This window comes from Rothia halotolerans (genome assembly GCF_004136635.1).
Lineage (GTDB): Bacteria > Actinomycetota > Actinomycetes > Actinomycetales > Micrococcaceae > Rothia > Rothia halotolerans.
The window spans coordinates 146,110-165,819 of sequence record NZ_NOIU01000001.1 but is presented as its reverse complement, the minus strand read 5'-3'; the positions used below and the strand labels follow the sequence as shown (position 1 = coordinate 165,819).

Here is a 19,710-nt window from a genome sequence, read left to right as displayed (position 1 = left end):
GGGATCCTCCGAGGTCCCCGCGCCCCGCGAACAACAGCAACAGTTGCAACAACGCGAAGGAATGCGATGAAGGTCAAGCCGAGCGTTAAGCCGATCTGCGATAGCTGCAAAGTGATCCGTCGTCACGGTGTGGTTATGGTGATCTGCTCGAACCCGCGCCACAAGCAGCGCCAGGGCTAAGCTCCCCGGCCGCCGGCCGGACCGGCACCTCAAGGACAAGGCACCGCACCCGTCACGCAAGGGACACCTCCGGATACAGAGGCCGGAGACCGGGGAAACCCGGGCGAGCGATGCCGTAAACCTCTGGATCAACTACAAGGAGAACCGCCACTATGGCTCGTCTCGCAGGAGTGGATCTTCCCCGCGAAAAGCGCGTGGAAATTGCTCTCACGTACATCTACGGCGTGGGTAAGACCCGCGCATCCGAGGCCCTCGCGGCCACCGAGATCAGCGGTGACATCCGCGTCAAGGATCTCTCCGACGCTCAGCTCGTCGCGCTGCGCGACTTCATCGAGGGCAACTTCAAGGTCGAGGGCGACCTCCGCCGCGAGGTGGCCGCCGACATCCGCCGTAAGGTCGAGATCGGCAGCTACCAGGGCCTGCGCCACCGTCGCGGTCTGCCCGTCCACGGTCAGCGCACCAAGACCAACGCTCGCACCCGCAAGGGCCCGAAGCGCACGGTCGCCGGTAAGAAGAAGTAAGCCCAAGCGTAGGAGAATTTTCTAAATGCCCCCAAAGACTCGTGCTGCGGCCGCTCGTAAGCCCCGCCGCAAGGACAAGAAGAACATTGCCGCCGGTCAGGCGCACATCAAGTCCACGTTCAACAACACCATCGTCTCCATCACCGATCCCTCGGGCGCTGTGATCTCCTGGTCCTCCGCCGGTGAGATGGGCTTCAAGGGCTCGCGCAAGTCCACGCCCTACGCCGCCCAGATGGCCGCTGAGTCGGCCGCCAAGCGCGCGCAGGAGCACGGCGTGCGCAAGGTCGACGTCTTCGTCAAGGGCCCGGGCTCGGGGCGCGAGACCGCGATCCGCTCGCTGCAGGCCACCGGCCTGGAGGTCGGCTCGATCCAGGACGTGACCCCCAGCGCTCACAACGGCTGCCGCCCGCCGAAGCGCCGTCGCGTCTGATCGCCAGGTCGTCGTCCGCCGGGTGAGCGGGCCGCCCTCGGGCAGCTCGCGCTCCTGAGGCTCTGCGGTGAGAACCGCGGGCCTTCCCGGCGCGGCCTCCGGCCGTGCCCCCATCCCTTGTTTTCCCCCACCTGTGTTGCGTCATATAGCGGATGCTCGCTGAAAGGAAACATCAGTGCTCATTGCACAGCGCCCTACTCTCAGTGAAGAAGTCGTAGCGGAAGACCGCTCGCGTTTCACCATTTCGCCTCTCGAGCCCGGATTCGGCTACACGCTGGGCAACTCCCTGCGCCGTACCCTCCTCTCCTCCATCCCCGGTGCCGCCGTGACCAGCATCCGTATCGACGGCGTGCTGCACGAGTTCTCCACCGTGGACGGCGTGAAGGAGGACGTCACCGAGATCGTCCTCAACGTGAAGCAGCTCTCGGTCTCCTCGGAGAACGACGAGCCGGTCATCGCCTACCTGCGCAAGCAGGGGCCGGGCGAGATCACCGCCGCGGACATCGAGGTGCCCGCCGGGGTGGAGATCCACAACCCGGATCTCCGCATCGCGACGCTCAACGCCAAGGGAAGCTTCAACGCGGAGCTGACCATCGAGCGCGGCCGGGGCTACGTCTCCGCCTCGCAGAACAAGGCGGGCGTCGGGGAGTCGGAGATCGGCCGCATCCCGGTCGACTCCATCTACTCGCCGGTGCTGAAGGTGACCTTCCGCGTCGCCGCGACCCGTGTGGAGCAGCGCACGGACTTCGACAGCCTCGTGCTCGACGTCGAGACCAAGGAGGCGATCGCCCCGCGCGACGCCGTGGCCTCTGCAGGCAGCACCCTGGTGGAGCTCTTCGGGCTGGCCCGCGAGCTGAACACCGAGGCCGAGGGCATCGAGGTCGGGCCGTCGCCGGCCGACGAGTCGATGGCGGCCGACATGGCGCTTCCCATCGAGGACCTCGACATGTCGGTGCGTTCCTACAACTGCCTCAAGCGCGAGGGCATCCACACCGTGGGTGAGCTCGTGACCCGCTCCGAGGCGGACCTCATGGACATCCGCAACTTCGGTGCGAAGTCCATCGACGAGGTCAAGGACAAGCTGGCCGAACTGGGGATGTCGCTCAAGGATTCGCCCGCAGGATTCGATCTGGCAGCGCGGGTCGCCGAGGAAGAGGAGCCCGAGGAGGACTCCTACTAGGCCTCGGACCGGCCCAGCCGTCCACAGTTCACGAACAAACTTGGTCTTCGGTGCATCTATGATCGGCGCGGAAGACCGTCACCAACGGAGATAATCTACTATGCCTACTCCCACCAAGGGGCCCCGCCTCGGAGGCAGCCCGTCGCACCAGCGGCTCATGCTGGCCAACCTCTCGCAGCAGCTCTTCGAGCACAAGCGCATCACCACCACGGTGACCAAGGCCAAGCGCCTGCGTCCCGTCGCCGAGCGCATGATCACCTTCGCCAAGCGCGGTGACCTGGCCGCTCGTCGTCGCGTGATGCGTCAGCTGACCGACAAGTCGGTCGTGCACGAGCTGTTCACCGCCATCGCGCCGGCCATGGCCGACCGTCCCGGCGGCTACACCCGCATCACCAAGATCGGCAACCGCTCGGGCGACAACGCCCCCATGGCCGTCATCGAGCTCGTCATGGAGCCCGTCGCCAGCCAGTCGGTCGTCAACGAGGCCACCTCGGCCGCCGCCTCGGCGGCTCCGGCGGAGGCCCCCGTCGAGGAGCCCGCCGCCGAGGCCGAGGTCGTCGAGACCCCGGCCGCCGAGGGCGAGCTGCCCGCCGGCTCGCACGGCCCGCTCGAGGACGGCGAGGCCCCCGAGGGCTTCTCCGTCAAGGGCAACAGCAACTCGATGAAGTACCACGTGCCGGGTTCTCGCTGGTACAACTCGACGACCGCCGAGATCTGGTTCGACTCCGCCGAGTCCGCCATCGCCGCCGGCTACGCGCCGGCCGGTGGCGAGGCGGCTCAGAAGGTCTCCGAGTAGCATCGGCCGCACGCCCTCCGCGAGGGCGCGCATCGGGCCCCGTCGACCTTTCGGGTCGGCGGGGCCCTTCCCGTATCCCGAGCCCGCCCGCAGGGGCGGCGCGCCCGTCACTTCGAGGAGTGTCCCCATGTCCGAGGCCGCGGAGCCCCGTGAGCACCCGCTGGGAGCTGAGGCGGCGTCGTCCCCCTCGGTCCGCGTCCGGGTCGACCTGGCGTACGACGGCGCGTGCTTCTCCGGCTGGGCCAAGCAGCCCGGCCTGGTGACCGTGGAGGGCTGCCTCGCGGAGGCCCTCGAGCTGGTCCTGCGGGAGCCGGTGCGGCTGACCGTGGCCGGACGGACCGACGCCGGGGTGCACGCCGGGCACCAGGTCCTGCACCTGGACGTCCCGGCCTCGCGCTGGCAGGGCCTGCCCGGCCGCTCGGGGGACGCGCCGGGGGAGGCCCTGGTGCGCAAGGCCAACGGGGCGCTGAGCCGCGTGCTGGGACGGGTGGGGCACCCGCTGAGGCCCGGCGCGCGGCCGGTGGAGGTCGGTGCCGTCGCGCTGCGCTGCGCGCGCGAGGTCCCGGCCTCTTTCGACGCGAGGTTCTCCGCGCTCAGCCGCACCTACCTCTACCGGATCGCGGACGGCCCGCTGCGGCGGACGCCGCTGAACCGGACCTACAGCTGGGCCCTGAAGGACGCCGTCGACCCGGGGGAGCTCTCCCGGGCCGCCGAGCCGCTGCTGGGCCTGCACGACTTCCTCTCCTTCTGCAGGCCGCGCCCCGGCGCGACGACCATCCGCGAGCTGCACCAGCTGAGCTTCACGCGCGGGGAGGGCGGCCTGATCGAGGCCACGGTCAGGGCTGACGCGTTCTGCCACAACATGGTCCGGGCCCTGGTGGGGGCGTGCGTCGCGGTCGCGGAGGGGCGCCGGGAGACGGGGTGGCTGACGGGTCGGATCGAGAGCCCCGCGCGCGACTCGAGCATCCGCCTGGCGCCGCCGGAGGGGCTCATGCTCCAGCGGATCGACTATCCGGAGACGCCAGAGGACTGGGCAGAGCGCGCCGATGCCACGCGGGCTCGGCGGGGCTGATCGGGGGAACTGGTCCGGGCCCGCCAGGACTGACCGGTCCGGACCGGGCCCGGCAGGCCTGATCGGGACGAACCGGGCCGGGCCCGGCGGGGCTGCGGCCGCGCCGCGCGGGGCCGACGGCGCCTTCCCACGGGAAGAGACGCCGGGGTGGCGGGCCTCTCCCCGGCGGGCAGCACCGAGGCTGTGGATTAAGCGGTGAACGTTCGGTATAGTGATGAGCTGTTGTGCGTGTCCCACCTCGGTTCCTGCGCGCGATCGACCGGCCCAGTTGCAGGGCGCATCGGTGATGGCGCGGCGAGACTTCGGGACTGGAACGGCTGCGTCTGGCCCTCACCCAGACCCCTTCGAGCGCACCCCACCTGGCGTGACGCCCAACTCGCGCCACCGAAGTAATTCCGAGACGAAGGCAAACAAAAGTGCGTACGTACACCCCGAAGCCCGGCGATATCGAACGCCAGTGGCACGTCATTGACGCCACCGACGTTGTCCTGGGTCGTCTTGCCAGCCAGACCGCAACGCTGCTGCGCGGAAAGCACAAGCCGACCTTTGCCCCCAACGTCGACGGCGGCGATTTCGTCGTGATCATCAACGCCGAGAAGGTCGCCCTCACCGGCGCCAAGCTCGAGCAGAAGAAGGCCTACCGCCACACCGGTTACCCGGGCGGTCTGCGTTCGGTCAGCTACACCGAGCTGCTGGCGAAGAACCCGACCCGCGCGGTCGAGAAGGCCGTCAAGGGCATGCTGCCGAAGAACAAGCTGGCTGCCGAGCAGATCAAGCACCTCAAGGTCTACGCCGGTGCCGAGCACCCGCACGCTGCCCAGCAGCCCAAGACCTACGAGTTCACCCAGATCGCCCAGTAATCGGGCCTGCGAAGACAACAACAGGAGAAATCGTGGCTCAGACTACTGAAGACCAGATCAACACCGAGGGCGAGGAGCTGACCAGCTACACCTCCGAGTCCTCCGAGACCGTCGCCACCGCCGTCGCCCCGGAGCGCCCCGCGCTGACCGTGGGCGGCTCCGCCGTCGGCCGCCGCAAGCAGGCCGTGGCCCGCGTCCGCATCATCCCCGGCTCCGGCCAGTGGATCGTCAACGGCCGCGCGCTGGACGTCTACTTCCCCAACAAGCTGCACCAGCAGGAGGTCAACGACCCCTTCAAGCTGCTCGAGCTCGAGGGGTCCTACGACGTCGTCGCCCGCATCCACGGCGGTGGCCCCTCCGGCCAGGCCGGTGCGCTGCGCCTGGGCATCGCCCGCGCGCTGAACGAGGTCGACCTCGAGAACAACCGCCCGGCCCTGAAGAAGGCCGGCTTCCTGACTCGTGACGCCCGCGTCATCGAGCGGAAGAAGGCAGGCCTCAAGAAGGCCCGCAAGGCTTCGCAGTTCTCGAAGCGCTGATCCTCCCGCAGGATCTTCCAGCGGCCCGTCTCCCTCTGGCAGGGAGGCGGGCCGTCGCCGTATGCCGGGGCCCGCGGCCGGGCATCCGCCGCCCCGGTGGCATCCCTCGCCGCCGGAGGGGCATTGTACTCCTGAGTAGGCCGAGGCCCTACGCGGGGTCGCCGATGCGTACTTATGGGTACGAGCACCCGTAAAACTCCCGGGAATATATATCTGCCGGCGTATAATGTCAGGCGATGTCTAGATTATTTGGAACCGACGGCGTTCGCGCGTGCGCGAACAGCGAGTCCATGGGGGCTCTGTCCTCCCTCCAGCTGGCGCAGGCCGCGGCGGTCGTCCTCGGCTTCGACCGGGTGCCGGACGGCGAGCGTCCCAAGGCGGTCATCGCCCACGACTCCCGCATCAGCGGCGAGTTCATCGGCGCGGCGATCTCGGCGGGCCTGGCCTCCTCGGGAGTGGACGTCTACGACGCCGGCATGCTGCCGACCCCCGCGGCCGCGTACCTCGTGGCGGACCTCCGCGCCGATTTCGGCGTCATGATCTCCGCTTCGCACAACCCCTTCCAGGACAACGGCATCAAGTTCCTCGCCCGCGGCGGCAAGAAGCTGCCCGACGCCGTCGAGGACCGGATCGAGGCCGTGTACACCGCCCAGGACTTCCGGAAGCCCCGCGGGGCCGCCCTGGGCCGCATCTCCCGGTTCGCGGACGCCGAGGACCGCTACGTGACCCACCTGATCTCCACCATGCAGGCCCGCTCGGCCCTCGAGGGCCTGACGATCGTCCTGGACTGCGCCCACGGCGCGGCCTCGGGCTGCTCCCCGGACGCGTTCCGGATGGCCGGCGCCCGCGTGCACGTGCTGGCCGCGGACCCCAACGGCACCAACATCAACGACGGCGTCGGCTCGACCCACCTGGAGGGCCTCCAGGCCAAGGTCCGCGAGGTCGGCGCCGACCTCGGCATCGCCCACGACGGCGACGCCGACCGCTGCCTGGCCGTGGACGAGCGGGGCGAGATCGTGGACGGGGACACCATCATGTCGATCCTCGCCGTGGCCCGCCGGGACGCCGGGAAGCTCAAGGACAACACCCTGGTCGCCACCGTGATGACCAACCTGGGCATGGAGAAGTACCTCGAGTCCGAGGGCATCCACCTGGTCCGCACCAAGGTGGGGGACCGCTACGTGCTCGAGGCGATGAACGCGGCGGGCTACACCCTGGGCGGCGAGCAGTCCGGGCACGTCATCATGAGCGACTACGCGACCACCGGCGATGGGATCCTCACGGGCCTGCACCTCGCCGCGGAGGTCAACCGCACGGGGCTCTCCCTCTCGACCCTGGCCACCCGGTTCGAGCGCGTGCCGCAGACGATGATCAACGTCTCCAACGTGGACAAGAACGGCGTCGAGACCAACGCCGCGGTGCAGACGGAGATCGCCTCCGTCCGCTCGGCGCTGGGAGAGGACGGCCGCGTGCTGCTGCGCTCCTCGGGCACCGAGCCGCTCGTGCGCGTCATGGTCGAGGGACCGACCGAGAGCATCGTGGAGACGCACGCCCAGCGGCTGGCAGCCGTCGTCGCGCAGGAGCTGGGTCTCAAGACGCCTGTCTCCTGAGCGCGCCGAGCCACACGGGACGAGCCGGGGCCCGCACCGTTCGACGGTGTGGGCCCCGGCTCTCTGCGGCTGCCCGGCGGATGCGAAAGACCCCGCGCCGTGATGCGGCGCGGGGTCCTCGACATCTTCGCCCGGCTGTGCCCGGGGCTCTCTGCGTCTCCGCCCGCTGTTCCAGGGGCCGGGGACGGAGGGAACGGGGGAGGGGTCAGCGCTCGACGCGGCCCTCGGGGCCGGGCGCCCTGCCCTGCTCCACGAGCGCGTCGCGGATCTCCATCAGCAGCTCGACCTGCGGGTCCACCTCCTCCTCCTTCGGCCCCAGGCCCAGGCGCCGACGCCGCCGCTCGTCGAGCTTGTTGATCGGCAGCACGATGAAGAAGTAGATCGCCGCCGCGACGATCAGGAAGTTGACCAGGGCGGTGAGCAGGACGCCGACGCGGACCGGCCCGAAGACCAGGAACGAGTCGAAGGACGGCGCGCCCACGGCCCAGGAGACGGCCGGCATGATGACCGACTCGACCAGGGCGTTGACCACCGTGTTGAAGGCGCCGCCGAGGATCACGGCGACCGCGAGCTCGAGGACGTTGCCACGGGTGATGAAGTCTTTGAAGCCTTGAAGCATGCGGAACATCCTATGCCACGGGGAGGGGCGGCGGCCAAGGCCGGAGCGCCCCGTGGACGCCGGGCGGGACGGGGATCGAGGTCATCCCGCCTCGGAGGGCCGGGAGGAGGGAGCGGGCGGGAGACGGATCTCACAGGGCGGCCATGAGCTCACGGGTAGTCCGGAGCGGCCTCGGCGCCCAGGAACTCCTCGTAGTTCGGCGCCTCCGAGGCGGCGTAGGCCTCCGCGGCCTCCTCGCCCACGTAGCGCAGGTGCCAGGGCTCGTACCAGTAGCCCGTCGTCTCGTGCTCCATCCAGGGGTAGCGGACGATGAACCCGTGCTCCTCGGCGTGCTCAGCGACCCAGTCGGCCGAGGCCGTCTCGGCGAAGCAGACCTGCAGGTCGCAGCCGCCGTTCTCGCCGATGTCCGCGGCGAGGCCGGTCTGGTGCTCCGAATGGCCGGGGCGGGCCGACGCGGTGTCGGCGCCCTCCTGCCCCTGCGCGGAGACCCAGGAGGAGTAGGTCCGTTCCTGGTCCGCGTAGGAGCGGTAGCCGCTGATCAGCGTGAAGCCGACGCCGTCCCGCCCGGCCGCGGCGATCATCTCCTCCGCCGCGCGCGCCGCCTCGGCGCGCAGCTGCACGCCCTCGACGCCCACCAGGTCCTCCGGCGCCCAGTCGAGGGGCTCCAGCGGGGCCGCCTTGTTGACCAGGGCGGTCGTGGAGCCCGGCGCGTCGTCCCGGAACTCCTCGCCCGGGGCGGACTCGCCGGTTCCCGCGCCGGAGGGGCCCGGAGCGCCCTGGCCGGAGTCCGAGCCGGAGGGGGCGCTTCCGGCCGGGGAGGACGACGTCGTGCCCGCACCGTCCCCGGGGTCCTCCGCGGCCCGCTCGCCCGAGCAGCCGCCCAGCAGGAGCCCCGTCACGGCGACGACGCTCAGGAGCCAGCCTCTTCGTCTCATCTCGTCCTCCTCCGAGCGGGCCGGATCCCTCCGGCTCGCTCCGTCCTCCCGTCCCGCCCGGCCTTGCCGGGCCGAGGCCGGCCGATCAGGTCTTGCGCAGCAGCACCCGGCGGATCGAGTGGTCCCCGTCCTTGGAGAGGATCAGCTGGGCGCGGCCGCGGGTGGGCCGCACGTTGTGGACCAGGTTGGGCTCGTTGATCCGCTTCCAGATGCCGCGCGCGGTCTCCTGGGCCTCCGGGTCGGAGAGCTCGGCGTAGCGCTTGAAGTAGGAGCGGGGGTCCGAGAAGGCCCGGCTGCGCAGCTTGAGGAAGCGCTCGATGTACCACCGCTCGATGTCGGCGGTGCGGGCGTCGACGTAGACGGAGAAGTCGAAGAAGTCGCTCAGCGCCAGGGCCGCCTTGTCGTCGGGCCGCAGCTGGGCCGGGGCGAGCACGTTGAGGCCCTCGACGATCAGCACGTCGGGGCGGGTCACCACGATCCGCTCGTCGGGCAGGATGTCGTAGGTGATGTGCGAGTACTTGGGGGCGGTGACCACCGGAGCCCCGGACTTGATCTCGGAGACGAAGCGCAGCAGCGCCCGGCGGTCGTAGGACTCGGGGAAGCCCTTGCGCTGCATCAGGCCCCGGGCCTCGAGCTCGGCGTTGGGGTGCAGGAACCCGTCGGTGGTGACCAGCTGGACGTCGGGGGTGGTCGGCCAGCGGCTCATCAGCGCCCGCAGCAGCCGCGCCGTCGTCGACTTCCCCGCCGCGACCGAGCCGGCGACGCCGATCACGAACGGCGTGCGCTGGTGCTCCTTGCCGAGGAACTCGTTGGTGGCCTGGTTGAGGCCCCCGGCCGCGTTGACGTAGAGGTTGAGCAGGCGGGAGAGCGGGAGGTAGACCTGCCGGACCTCCTCGACGTCGAGCCTCTCGCCGAGGCCGCGCAGGCGCTCGACCTCCTCGGGGGAGAGGGGGACGTCGATCTCGTCCGAGAGCCTGGACCAGGTCTCCCGGTCCAGGGACACGAACGGCGTCGTTCGGGGCAGCGCGAGTGCTTCAGTCATCGCACTCAGTGTAGGCCCAGGGCGCGGGCCGATCCGAATCCCCGGCCCCGCCCGAGGCCCCAGCGGGAAGATCTGTTCAGAGATCCCACTATTCGGGATAACCTGTGATCAGACCGAGATTCATGGTGGCACCGATGCCTCCTGCTGACGGATCCCGGCCGGATCATCAACTCGCATCGTGGTGGGGTGGGCGGCGACGAGATCCGTCGCGGGCCTCTCGGGGCGCCCCGGCTCATCCTCGATGTCCTGAACCAGGGAGCCTACCGTGAGCACCACCACCTCAGCGGAGGAGAGACAGCAGAAGGGCGGAGTGCGCGTGGCCGTGCAGCGCTTCGGCACCTTCCTCTCCTCCATGATCATGCCGAACATCGGCGCCTTCATCGCCTGGGGCGCCATCACCGCGCTGTTCGTCTACCCGGACGGCCCGTTCGCCAACGAGAAGATCAACACGCTGGTCGGGGCGACCGTCACCTACCTGCTGCCGATCCTCATCGCCTACAGCGGCGGCCGGCTGATCCACGGCGTCCGGGGCGGCGTCGTCGGCTCCGTCGCGGTCATGGGCGTCATCCTGGGCACCAGCTCGCCGGTGTTCATCGGCGAGGACGGCGTCGGCGCGCCCATGTTCCTCGGCGCCATGATCATGGGGCCGATCGCGGCCTGGGTCATGAAGAAGCTCGATGCGCTGTGGGCCGGGAAGATCAAGCCCGGCTTCGAGATGCTGGTGGACAACTTCTCCGCGGGCATCGTGGCGGCCATCCTGGCGATCGGCTCGATGTTCCTGCTGACGCCGGTGATGAACTTCCTGACCCACATCGCCGGCGTCGCGGTGGGCTTCCTGATCGACCACGGCCTGCTGCCGCTGACCTCGATCCTCATCGAGCCCGCCAAGGTGCTGTTCCTCAACAACGCCATCAACCACGGGATCATCACCCCGCTGGCCACCGAGCAGTCGCTGGAGCAGGGCAAGTCCATCCTGTTCCTCCTCGAGGCCAACCCCGGCCCCGGCTTCGGCATCCTGCTGGCCTACATGTTCTTCGGCCGCGGCGTCTCCCGCGCCACCGCCCCGGGTGCGGCGATCATCCAGTTCTTCGGCGGCATCCACGAGATCTACTTCCCGTACGTGCTGATGAAGCCGGTCCTCATCGTCGCCGCCATCGCGGGCGGCATGTCCGGCGTCTTCGTCGAGCTGCTGTTCGACGCCGGCCTGCGCTCGCCGGCCGCGCCCGGATCGATCATCATGGTGCTGCTCTCCACGGCCAACGACTCCTACGTGGGCGTCGTCCTGGGCGTGCTGGCGGCGACGGTGGTCTCCTGCGTGGTCGCCTCGGCGATCCTGAAGTTCTCCAAGCAGTCGGAGGACGACCTGGCCAAGGCCACGGCCCAGATGGAGGGCATGAAGGGCAAGAAGTCCTCGGTCTCCGGCTTCCTGACCGGGGAGGACGGCCAGGCCGGCGGCGCGCAGATCTCCAAGATCGTCTTCGCGTGCGACGCCGGCATGGGCTCCTCCGCGATGGGCGCCTCGGTGCTGCGCAACAAGATCAAGAAGGCCGGCTACGGGGACCAGATCAGCGTCGTCAACTCCGCGATCAACAACCTCACGGACGAGTTCGACCTGGTGGTGGTCCACGAGGACCTCTACGACCGGGCGAAGGACCCGACGCCCTCGGCCGCCCACGTCACGGTGGACAACTTCATGGGCTCGCCGCGCTACGACGAGATCGTGGAGACCATCCGCCGCCAGCGCGAGGGCGAGGCCGCCGAGCCCGGCGCCGGGGCCCCGGCGGAGCCCGCGGGGGATGCCGAGGCGCAGAGCGGCTCGGCGACCGAGGGCATCCTGACCGCCGACTCGATCGTCCTGGGCGGGCAGGCCGCCGACCGCGACGCCGCGATCGACGAGACAGGCGGCCTGCTGATCGCGACCGGCAAGGTCGAGGACGCGTACCTCGCCGCCATGCACGAGCGCGAGTCCTCGGTGTCCACGTTCATGGGCAACGGCCTGGCGATCCCGCACGGCACCAACGAGGCGAAGTCGGCCATCCACTCCTCGGCCGTCTCCCTGGTGCGCTACGACGAGGAGATCGACTGGAACGGCAAGCCCGTCCGCTTCGTCATCGGCATCGCCGGCGCCGGCGGGCAGCACCTGGAGCTGCTGCAGAAGATCGCCAAGGTCTTCTCCGACAAGGAGGCCGTCGCCCGTCTCGAGCGGGCCGGCTCCGCTGAGGAGGTCCTCGAGATCTTCGGAAAGGTCAACGCATGAAGAAGGCACTTCACTTCGGAGCGGGGAACATCGGCCGCGGATTCGTGGGGGTCCTCCTCCACGAGGCGGGCTACGAGCTCGTCTTCGCCGACGTCGCGGCCCCGCTGATCGAGGCCCTCAACGAGCAGGACTCCTACACCGTCCACGAGGTCGGCGCCGAGCCCCGCGACATCCGGGTCACCGGGTTCAGCGGGGTCAACTCTGCGAGCGACCCCGAGGGGCTGCGGCGGCGGATCGTCGAGGCGGACGTCGTCACCACCGCGGTGGGGCCGACCGTCCTGAAGATCATCGCGCCGGCCATCGCCGAGGGCCTGCGGGCCCGTGCCGAGGCCGGCACGCCGGGGAAGGTCGCGGTGATGGCGTGCGAGAACGCGATCAACGCCACCGACGGGCTCGCCGCCGCGATCCGCGAGGCCTATCCCGAGGCCGACGACGTCGCGATCTTCGCGAACACCGCCGTGGACCGGATCGTGCCCCAGCAGGAACAGGGCGGCGGCCTCGATGTCACCGTGGAGACCTACTACGAGTGGGCGGTGGAGTCGAAGCCCTTCGGCGACGCCGTCCCGGAGGTCCCCGGCATCACGTGGGTCGAGGACCTGGCGCCCTACATCACCCGCAAGCTGTACACGGTCAACACCGGCCACGCGGCGACCGCCTACTTCGGCCGCCTCCAGGGGCTGCACAAGATCTCGGACGCGCTCGCCGACGCCGGCGTGCGCTCCCGCGTCGAGGCGGTGCTGGCCGAGACCAAGCAGCTGCTGGTCGAGAAGTTCGGCTTCGCGCCGGAGACCCAGCAGGAGTACATCGGGAAGATCCTGACCCGCTTCTCGAACCCGCACCTGCCGGACACGGTGGAGCGGGTGGGCCGGGCCCCGCTGCGCAAGATCTCGGCGGGGGAGCGCTTCGTCGGCCCCGCGGCCGAGCTCGCCGAGCACGGGCACCGGCCGGAGGCGCTGGTGGCCGCGGTCGGGGCTGCGCTGGCCTTCGACGTCGAGGGTGATCCCGAGGCGCAGGAGCTGCGCGGGCTGCTGGAGGAGTACGCCGGGCGGCGCGGGGAGCTGGTGGAGCGGCTGACCGGCGTCGGGCCCGAGCACCCGCTGCACCCGCAGCTGGTGGAGGTGTTCGAGGCGGCCTGATCCGTCCCTCGCCCGGCTCGCGCGGGGCTCTTCCCGCGCGAGCCGGCGCCCGCCTGCGGCCCGTCCCATCCGAGGGGCGGGCCGCAGGCGGTTCCGGGGGCCGCCCGAGGCGCCGCGGCCGGCGCGGGGCCCGGCGGGGCACAGGCGGCGAACCCCGCCGCGGGTCGCGGCCGCGGCGCGTGCGAACGTCACATACCCGTCGGTCCGGTTCGGCCGTGACAGCGGGCTGGCGTGGGCTAAGCTGAAGCCTATGTGTGGAATCGTTGGATACGTAGGACAGCCCGGCGCCGTCGACCGTGAATACTATGCCCTCGACGTGGTCCTCGAGGGCCTGCGCCGTCTCGAGTACCGCGGGTACGACTCCGCTGGCGTCGCGGTGGTCGCCGAGGGCGCGGTCGAGCACCGCAAGAAGGCGGGCAAGGTCGCGGCGCTCGACGCCGAGCTGGAGGCCAGCCCCCTCCCGCACTCGATCCTGGGGATCGGGCACACCCGCTGGGCGACCCACGGCGGACCGACCGACCCCAACGCCCACCCGCACGTGGTGGACAACGGGCGGCTCGCCGTCGTCCACAACGGCATCATCGAGAACTTCTCCGAGCTGAGGAGCGAGCTGTCCCAGAAGGGCTACAACTTCGTCTCCGACACGGACACCGAGGTCGCCGCGACGCTGCTGGCGGACCACTACAACAAGGATGCCGCCCGGGACCTGACCGTGGCGATGCGGCTGACCTCCCAGCGCCTCGAGGGCGCCTTCACCCTGCTGGCCGTCCACGCGGACCACGAGGACCGCATCGTCGCGGCCCGCCGCAACTCCCCGCTGGTCATCGGCCTCGGCGAGCACGAGAACTTCCTCGGCTCGGACGTCTCCGGCTTCATCGACTACACCAAGCAGGCCGTGGAGATGGGCAACGACCAGATCGTGACCATCACCGCCGAGGGCTACGAGATCACCGACTTCGAGGGCAACCGCGCCGAGGGCAGGCCCTTCGAGGTCAAGTGGGACGCCGCCGCGGCCGAGAAGGGCGGCTTCTCCTCCTTCATGGACAAGGAGATCCACGACCAGCCCGCCGCCGTGCGCGACACGCTGCTGGGCCGCCTGGACGAGAAGGGCCGGCTGAGCCTCGACGAGGTGCACATCGACGAGTCGGTGCTGCGCTCGGTGGACAAGATCGTCGTCATCGCCTGCGGCACCGCCGCCTACGCCGGCCAGGTGGCCCGCTACGCGATCGAGCACTGGTGCCGGATCCCCACCGAGGTCGAGCTCGCCCACGAGTTCCGCTACCGGGACCCCATCGTCAACGAGAAGACCCTCGTCGTCGCGCTCTCCCAGTCCGGCGAGACCATGGACACGCTGATGGCCATCCGGCACGCCCGCGAGCAGGGCGCCAAGGTCGTGGCGATCTGCAACACCAACGGCTCCTCGATCCCGCGCGAGTCCGACGCCTCGCTGTACACCCACGCGGGCCCCGAGATCGCCGTGGCCTCGACCAAGGCCTTCCTGGCCCAGATCACCGCCGCCTACCTGCTGGGCCTGTACCTCGCCCAGCTGCGCGGGAACATGTACGCGGACGAGATCGCCGACGTGCTGGACGAGCTGCAGAAGATGCCGGAGAAGATCCAGGAGGTCATCGACGCCGAGGAGCAGGTCAAGAAGCTCGGCACCGACATGTCGACCTCCTCCTCCGTGCTGTTCCTGGGTCGCCACGTGGGCTTCCCCGTGGCGCTGGAGGGCGCGCTGAAGCTTAAGGAGATCGCCTACATCCACGCCGAGGGCTTCGCCGCCGGCGAGCTCAAGCACGGCCCGATCGCGCTGATCGAGGAGGGGCAGCCGGTCTTCGTGATCGTCCCGTCCCCGCGCGGGCGCGACTCGCTGCACTCCAAGGTCGTCTCCAACATCCAGGAGATCCGGGCCCGCGGCGCCATCACCATCGTCATCGCGGAGGAGGGCGACGAGTCCGTGAAGGACTACGCCAACCACGTCATCACCGTCCCGCAGGCGCCCACGCTCCTGCAGCCGCTGCTGGCCACCGTCCCGCTGCAGGTCTTCGCCTGCGCGCTGGCCGGAGCCAAGGGGTACGACGTCGACCAGCCGCGCAACCTGGCGAAGTCGGTGACCGTCGAGTAGGACGGGTCCCGCCCTCGTGAGACCGCAACGCCCGTCGCCACCCCGCGGCGGGCGTTGCGCGTCCCGGGCCCGGCCGTCGCGGCCGGCCGTCCCGTCCGCCCAACGCCGCCATCGCCGCCCGACCGAGGGGAGCACAGCACCGTGATCATGGGCACCGGAGTCGACGTCGTCGACATCGCCCGCTTCGAGGGGATCCTCGAGCGCACCCCGCGGCTGCGCCGCCGGCTGTTCACCGCGGAGGAGCAGGAGCTCCCGGTCTACTCGCTGGCCGGGCGCTTCGCGGCCCGGGAGGCCGTGGCCAAGGCGCTGCACGCCCCTCCGGGGATGATCTGGCACCACTGCCGGATCGAGAAGAACCGCTACGGCGCCCCGCGCCTGGTGGTCACCGGCACCGTCCGGGAGACCGCCGAGAAGCTGGGCATCAACCGCTGGCACATCAGCATCACCCACGACGGCGGAACCGCGGTGGCCACCGCGGTCGCCGAGCGCCTCGGCGAGGAGGACCTCGCCGCGGCCCACGCACTGGAGGAGGCGGCATGGTCCTGAAGGCATACACCGCGGAGCAGGTCCGTCAGGCGGAGCGGCCCCATCTGGAGGCCGGCGAGCAGCTCATGGCCGTCGCGGCCCGCGGCCTGGCCGCGGCGGCGGCCCGGCTGCTCGAGGAGCGCGCGGGCGGCGTCGCCGGCGCGCGGGTCGCGCTGCTGGTGGGGGCCGGGAACAACGGCGGCGACGCCCTGTACGCCGGGGCCGGGCTGAGCTCCCGCGGGGCCGAGGTCACCGCGGTGCTGACCGCGGCCCGGCACCACGAGGAGGGGCTGGCGGCCCTGCGCGGGACCGGCGGCGCCGTGCTCTCCCTGGAGGACGACGGCGCCCGGGCCTGCCGCGAGGCGGCAGCCGGATCCGCGCTGATCGTGGACGGGATCCTCGGCACCGGGGGCTCCGGCGGCCTGCGGGAGCCGGCGGCGGGCCTGGTCCGCGAGCTGCTGGCCGACCGGGGCGACGCCGGCGCCGACCGCCCCGCCGTCCTCGTCTGCGACGTCCCCTCCGGCCTGGACGCGACCACGGGCCGCCTCGTGCAGCCGGTGCTCCCGGCGGACGTGACGGTGACCTTCGCCGCCCCGACCACCGGCCTGGCGGCCCCCGCGGCCGCCAGGCCGGTGGGGAAGCTCGACGTCGTGCCCATCGGTATCGAGGAGGACCTCCCCGAGCCCGGCGTCCTGGTCCTGGAGGACGCGGACCTCCCGGCCGTCTGGCCCGCCCCCGGCGAGGGGGACCACAAGTACACCCGCGGGGTCCTGGGCACGGTGGCGGGCAGCGACGCCTACCCCGGCGCGGGCCTGATGTGCGTCCGGGCGGCGGTCAACTCCGGCGCCGGGATGGTCCGGTACACCGGCGGGGACACCCTGGCCGGGCTCATGGCGCTGGAATGCCCCGAGGCCGTGCGCAGCGAGCACGTGGGGGCGGACCGGGTCCAGGCGTGGGCCGTGGGCTCGGGCGCGGCCGGCCCCGGCGCGGAGCACGAGATCCGGGCGGCCCTGGACTCGGGGCTGCCCGTGGTCGCCGACGCAGAGGCGATCCGGATCCTGGCCGGCGCCGCGGGCGAGGGCGAGCGGGCCCGAGCCTCGGTGATCATGACCCCGCACGCCGGGGAGCTCGCCTCCGCCCTGGAATGGGCGGTGCGGCTGAGCGGCTCTGCGGGGGAGCGGCTGCGCGCGGCAGCCCTGGAGGCGGGCCTCGCCGAGGAGGAGCTGCCCGAGGAGGGATTCCCCGACCGCGCCCGGATCGAGGCGGCGCCGCTGCCGTGGGCCCGGGCCGCCCGCGAGGTCCTGGGCGGGACGCTGCTGCTCAAGGGCGGGACCACGGTGGTGGCCGGGCCCGGCGTCGTCTACGCGCACACCGGGGGCAGCCCCTGGCTTGCCACGGCCGGCTCGGGGGACACACTGACCGGGATGCTGGGCGCGGCCGCGGCCTGCCACGGGGCGCGGGTGGAGAACGGCGCGGCGCCGGAGGACGACGCCGCCTGGGCCGGGGTCGCCGCCGGGGCCCTGCTGCTGCAGAGGGCGGTCAGCCGGGCCGAGCCGGGGCCGCTGCCGCCCAGCGTGGCCGCGCGTCGCATCCCGGGCGAGCTCGGCCGGCTGCTGGGGGCCTGAGGGGCCGGCGGGACCGTGCCGCCGAGGCCCGGGAGCCGCCGCCAGGCGGGGACGCGCCTCAGACGGCGCTGCCGACCAGCAGGCCCGCGCGGTCCAGGACGAACTCCGTGACCGGGTCGTAGAGGTGCGGCAGGACGTTGTCGTCCATCGGCACCGCGACCTCCAGCTGGCCCTGCGCCTCGGAGACGAACAGGCCGGGGTCGTTGCAGTCGGCGATCCCGATCGTGGGCAGCCCGGCGCTCGCCGCGGCCCCCGCCCACCCGTGGTCGGCCACCACGAAGTCCACCGGGGCCCCGGCCTCGCGCAGCTGCGCCAGGACCAGCCGCATCGGCTCGGGGAGGTGCGTGTGGGCGAGCGAGCCGTACTGCTGGAACATCACGACGTCGTTGATCTGCCGGAGGTCGCCGCCGTCGAAGCGGATGCCCTCCTCGATGCCGACCACCCAGGCCCCGTGCCGCCGGGCGGCCTCCGCCAGATGCTGGTAGACGGGGAACAGGCCCGCCGGGTGCCCGGTCGCGAAGAGGATCGCGGAGCCCGCCCGCACGGCCTCGCCGAAGCGCCGCGCGTAGCGGGTCAGGGCGGCGACGCAGCGGTCGGCGCTGATGGTGTCCTGCCCGTGCGCGTGCGCGGGGTCCGGGTGCAGCCCGACCCGGTCCACCATGAGCTCGAAGACCTCCTCGCGGCTCCACCGCCGGGTCAGCTCGACGCCGAACTCGAGGTGCTCGTTCCCGGCCAGGAACCCCTCGATGTGGGCCAGGTTGTCCTGGCGCGGGGTCCCGACCTCACCCGTGATGCGCGCCCGGTCCAGGTAGGCCGCGAAGGCCGCCTCGTCGTGGATGTCCGTTCCGTCCATCGTCTCCTCCATCATCCGTTCAGCAGGTCCTCGTATACGCGGACGGTCCGCCGGGCGGCGTCGTCCCAGGTCAGCCCGTGAGCGTGGGCGACTGCCGCGGCGCTCAGCCGCTTCCGCAGGGCCGGGGCCGCGGCGGCCTCGCCCAGCGCCCGGGCCCAGGCATCCGGCTCCCGGCGGGGGACCAGCAGGCCCGCCCGGCCGTCGTCGAGCGCTGCCCGCAGCCCGGTCACGTCGGAGCCCAGCACCACCGCCCCGCAGGCCTGCGCCTCGAGCGCCACCAGGCCGAAGGTCTCCGAAGAGGAGGGGCAGGCGACGACGTCGGCACGGCGGAAGGCCTCGGCCAGGTCCGCGCTGGTGGTGGCGGGGTAGAAGCGGACGACGTCGTCGATCCCCAGCTCCCGGGCCAGCGCGGCGAGCTCGGCCAGGTAGCGCTCGCCGGCGGTGCCGCGGATCTCCAGCTCGATCCCGGGGACGGCGGGGCGGGCCAGCGCGACGGCGCGCAGCAGGATCTCCGGGCCCTTGAGCGGCTGCGGGCGGCCGGCGAAGAGCACGCGGAAGCGGCCGTCGGCCGGGCGCGGCGGGCCGGGGCGGAAGACGGCGGCGTCGACGCCGGGCGGGATCACCCGGGTCCTGGCCGGGTCGGCGCCGTAGAGGCTCGCCATCTGCGCCGCCTCGGCCTCGGTGTTGACGATCAGGGCGGCCGCGGAGCGGATCACCTCGCGCTCGCCGCGGACGCGGCTGGCGGGCTCGGGCGGCTCGGCGGGACCGGCGGAGAGGTTCTTGACCATGGCGCTGGTGTGCAGGACCGCGACGAGGGGGATCCCCCGGGGGCCTGCGGACCCGGTCCGGGAGCTCCCGACGTCGTCCACCGGCTCCCCGAGGGCCTCCCGGTAGGACTCGGCGGCCCGCCCGGAGAGCCAGTAGTGGGCGTGGATCACGTCGGGGGCGGGGAGGCCCCCGCGGACGCGCTCGGCGCAGGCGCGGCCGAAGGCGCCGGTCAGCTCCGCCATGGCCTCCTTGCCGGCGCCGGCGGCCTCGGGCAGGTAGAGCTCGTGCACGGTGTAGCCGGGGGAGACGCCGGTCGAGCGGGCGGCGGGGAGCGATGGGTCGGCGTCCTCGGGAGGGGCGGTCAGGAGGGTGAAGGCTTCCACGCGCACCCCGGTGCGGGCGAGGGCCCGGGAGAGCTGGCCGATGTAGACGTTCATGCCGCCGGCGTCCCCGTGCCCCGGCTGGGCGAGGGGGGAGGTGTGCATGCTGATCACGTGGACGATCCGCCCGCGTCCTGTCTCCGTTGAACTCACCCCCACGAGTCTACGCGAGCCGCCGGCGCCCCGGCCGCGGTGGCAGGCACGGTCGCGCCGGGGGTCCCGGTGTCCCGGTCGCGGCGGGAGGAACGGCCATGCCGGGC

19 protein-coding genes are annotated in these 19,710 nt (G+C 71.8%); 14 read left to right on the top strand and 5 right to left on the bottom strand.

Annotated features, from left to right (window positions below):
• Nucleotides 1-66: 66 nt before the first annotated feature.
• The 9 genes from rpmJ (at nt 67) to glmM (ending at nt 7,185) form a co-directional block, all read left to right on the top strand.
• The gene (gene rpmJ, locus EWV39_RS00830; RefSeq protein WP_129656416.1) at nt 67-180 is read left to right on the top strand and encodes a 50S ribosomal protein L36; all 114 of its coding nucleotides are present in this window, start codon (nt 67-69) and stop codon (nt 178-180) included.
• 152 nt (nt 181-332) lie between these two features.
• A complete protein-coding gene (gene rpsM, locus EWV39_RS00825) occupies nt 333-701 on the top strand; it encodes a 30S ribosomal protein S13 (RefSeq protein ID WP_129656415.1) in 369 nt (122 codons plus the stop codon).
• Between the two features lie 25 nt (nt 702-726).
• Complete coding sequence (gene rpsK / locus EWV39_RS00820) at nt 727-1,131, top strand: 30S ribosomal protein S11 (RefSeq protein WP_129656414.1); 405 nt, start codon at nt 727-729, stop codon at nt 1,129-1,131.
• 175 nt (nt 1,132-1,306) lie between these two features.
• Nucleotides 1,307-2,311: a DNA-directed RNA polymerase subunit alpha gene (locus EWV39_RS00815; protein WP_129656413.1), complete on the top strand. Its 1,005-nt coding sequence runs from the start codon at nt 1,307-1,309 to the stop codon at nt 2,309-2,311.
• Between the two features lie 100 nt (nt 2,312-2,411).
• The gene (rplQ, locus tag EWV39_RS00810) at nt 2,412-3,107 is read left to right on the top strand and encodes a 50S ribosomal protein L17, sunset domain variant (protein WP_129656412.1); all 696 of its coding nucleotides are present in this window, start codon (nt 2,412-2,414) and stop codon (nt 3,105-3,107) included.
• A gap of 127 nt (nt 3,108-3,234) precedes the next feature.
• Nucleotides 3,235-4,179 (top strand): tRNA pseudouridine synthase A, encoded by a 945-nt coding sequence (locus EWV39_RS00805; protein ID WP_129656411.1) that lies wholly within the window; start codon nt 3,235-3,237, stop codon nt 4,177-4,179.
• Between the two features lie 416 nt (nt 4,180-4,595).
• Nucleotides 4,596-5,039 (top strand): 50S ribosomal protein L13, encoded by a 444-nt coding sequence (gene rplM, locus EWV39_RS00800; RefSeq protein WP_129656410.1) that lies wholly within the window; start codon nt 4,596-4,598, stop codon nt 5,037-5,039.
• A gap of 32 nt (nt 5,040-5,071) precedes the next feature.
• Nucleotides 5,072-5,575: a 30S ribosomal protein S9 gene (gene rpsI, locus EWV39_RS00795; RefSeq protein WP_129656409.1), complete on the top strand. Its 504-nt coding sequence runs from the start codon at nt 5,072-5,074 to the stop codon at nt 5,573-5,575.
• Nucleotides 5,576-5,811: 236 nt separating this feature from the next.
• Nucleotides 5,812-7,185, top strand: coding sequence for a phosphoglucosamine mutase (glmM, locus tag EWV39_RS00790; RefSeq protein ID WP_129656408.1), 1,374 nt, complete (start codon nt 5,812-5,814; stop codon nt 7,183-7,185).
• A gap of 205 nt (nt 7,186-7,390) precedes the next feature.
• On the opposite strand, the gene mscL is transcribed toward glmM, so the two are convergent.
• The 3 genes from mscL to coaA all read right to left on the bottom strand — a co-directional run bounded on the left by mscL (nt 7,391) and on the right by coaA (nt 9,781).
• Complete coding sequence (gene mscL, locus EWV39_RS00785) at nt 7,391-7,804, bottom strand: large conductance mechanosensitive channel protein MscL (protein ID WP_129656407.1); 414 nt, start codon at nt 7,802-7,804, stop codon at nt 7,391-7,393.
• A 149-nt stretch (nt 7,805-7,953) separates the two neighbouring features.
• Entirely contained in the window at nt 7,954-8,739 is a 786-nt protein-coding gene (locus tag EWV39_RS00780) for a M15 family metallopeptidase (RefSeq protein WP_129656406.1), read from the bottom strand.
• An 85-nt stretch (nt 8,740-8,824) separates the two neighbouring features.
• On the bottom strand, nt 8,825-9,781 hold the full coding sequence (gene coaA, locus EWV39_RS00775; protein WP_129656405.1) for a type I pantothenate kinase: 957 nt from the start codon (nt 9,779-9,781) through the stop codon (nt 8,825-8,827).
• A gap of 265 nt (nt 9,782-10,046) precedes the next feature.
• On the opposite strand from coaA, the gene EWV39_RS00770 reads away from it, so the two are divergent.
• The 5 genes from EWV39_RS00770 (at nt 10,047) to EWV39_RS00750 (ending at nt 17,449) form a co-directional block, all read left to right on the top strand.
• On the top strand, nt 10,047-12,038 hold the full coding sequence (locus tag EWV39_RS00770) for a PTS mannitol transporter subunit IICBA (protein ID WP_420329926.1): 1,992 nt from the start codon (nt 10,047-10,049) through the stop codon (nt 12,036-12,038).
• Complete coding sequence (locus tag EWV39_RS00765; protein WP_129656404.1) at nt 12,035-13,174, top strand: mannitol-1-phosphate 5-dehydrogenase; 1,140 nt, start codon at nt 12,035-12,037, stop codon at nt 13,172-13,174. Before EWV39_RS00770 ends, EWV39_RS00765 begins: the two co-directional genes overlap by 4 nt.
• Nucleotides 13,175-13,424: 250 nt before the next feature.
• Nucleotides 13,425-15,299, top strand: a complete 1,875-nt coding sequence (glmS, locus tag EWV39_RS00760; protein ID WP_129656403.1) for a glutamine--fructose-6-phosphate transaminase (isomerizing) — start codon at nt 13,425-13,427, stop codon at nt 15,297-15,299.
• A gap of 141 nt (nt 15,300-15,440) precedes the next feature.
• Complete coding sequence (locus EWV39_RS00755; protein ID WP_129656402.1) at nt 15,441-15,845, top strand: holo-ACP synthase; 405 nt, start codon at nt 15,441-15,443, stop codon at nt 15,843-15,845.
• On the top strand, nt 15,836-17,449 hold the full coding sequence (locus EWV39_RS00750; RefSeq protein WP_129656401.1) for a bifunctional ADP-dependent NAD(P)H-hydrate dehydratase/NAD(P)H-hydrate epimerase: 1,614 nt from the start codon (nt 15,836-15,838) through the stop codon (nt 17,447-17,449). Before EWV39_RS00755 ends, EWV39_RS00750 begins: the two co-directional genes overlap by 10 nt.
• A 58-nt stretch (nt 17,450-17,507) precedes the next feature.
• On the opposite strand, the gene EWV39_RS00745 is transcribed toward EWV39_RS00750, so the two are convergent.
• Both EWV39_RS00745 and EWV39_RS00740 read right to left on the bottom strand, forming a co-directional pair.
• On the bottom strand, nt 17,508-18,302 hold the full coding sequence (locus EWV39_RS00745) for a phosphatase (RefSeq protein ID WP_129656400.1): 795 nt from the start codon (nt 18,300-18,302) through the stop codon (nt 17,508-17,510).
• 11 nt (nt 18,303-18,313) lie between these two features.
• Entirely contained in the window at nt 18,314-19,555 is a 1,242-nt protein-coding gene (locus EWV39_RS00740; RefSeq protein ID WP_129656399.1) for a glycosyltransferase, read from the bottom strand.
• Between the last annotated feature and the right edge of the window lie 155 nt (nt 19,556-19,710).

What these genes read in the sequence shown, in the direction of transcription:
- glmM (WP_129656408.1), top strand. Translation starts at nt 5,812, where the DNA reads ATGTCTAGATTATTTGGAACCGACGGCGTTCGCGCGTGCGCGAACAGC.
- rpmJ (WP_129656416.1), top strand. Translation starts at nt 67, where the DNA reads ATGAAGGTCAAGCCGAGCGTTAAGCCGATCTGCGATAGCTGCAAAGTG.
- glmS (WP_129656403.1), top strand. Translation starts at nt 13,425, where the DNA reads ATGTGTGGAATCGTTGGATACGTAGGACAGCCCGGCGCCGTCGACCGT.
- rplQ (WP_129656412.1), top strand. Translation starts at nt 2,412, where the DNA reads ATGCCTACTCCCACCAAGGGGCCCCGCCTCGGAGGCAGCCCGTCGCAC.
- rpsM (WP_129656415.1), top strand. Translation starts at nt 333, where the DNA reads ATGGCTCGTCTCGCAGGAGTGGATCTTCCCCGCGAAAAGCGCGTGGAA.
- coaA (WP_129656405.1), bottom strand. Translation starts at nt 9,781, where the DNA reads ATGACTGAAGCACTCGCGCTGCCCCGAACGACGCCGTTCGTGTCCCTG.
- EWV39_RS00740 (WP_129656399.1), bottom strand. Translation starts at nt 19,555, where the DNA reads ATGCACACCTCCCCCCTCGCCCAGCCGGGGCACGGGGACGCCGGCGGC.
- rpsK (WP_129656414.1), top strand. Translation starts at nt 727, where the DNA reads ATGCCCCCAAAGACTCGTGCTGCGGCCGCTCGTAAGCCCCGCCGCAAG.
- EWV39_RS00745 (WP_129656400.1), bottom strand. Translation starts at nt 18,302, where the DNA reads ATGGACGGAACGGACATCCACGACGAGGCGGCCTTCGCGGCCTACCTG.
- EWV39_RS00805 (WP_129656411.1), top strand. Translation starts at nt 3,235, where the DNA reads ATGTCCGAGGCCGCGGAGCCCCGTGAGCACCCGCTGGGAGCTGAGGCG.
- EWV39_RS00780 (WP_129656406.1), bottom strand. Translation starts at nt 8,739, where the DNA reads ATGAGACGAAGAGGCTGGCTCCTGAGCGTCGTCGCCGTGACGGGGCTC.
- EWV39_RS00765 (WP_129656404.1), top strand. Translation starts at nt 12,035, where the DNA reads ATGAAGAAGGCACTTCACTTCGGAGCGGGGAACATCGGCCGCGGATTC.
- EWV39_RS00750 (WP_129656401.1), top strand. Translation starts at nt 15,836, where the DNA reads ATGGTCCTGAAGGCATACACCGCGGAGCAGGTCCGTCAGGCGGAGCGG.
- mscL (WP_129656407.1), bottom strand. Translation starts at nt 7,804, where the DNA reads ATGCTTCAAGGCTTCAAAGACTTCATCACCCGTGGCAACGTCCTCGAG.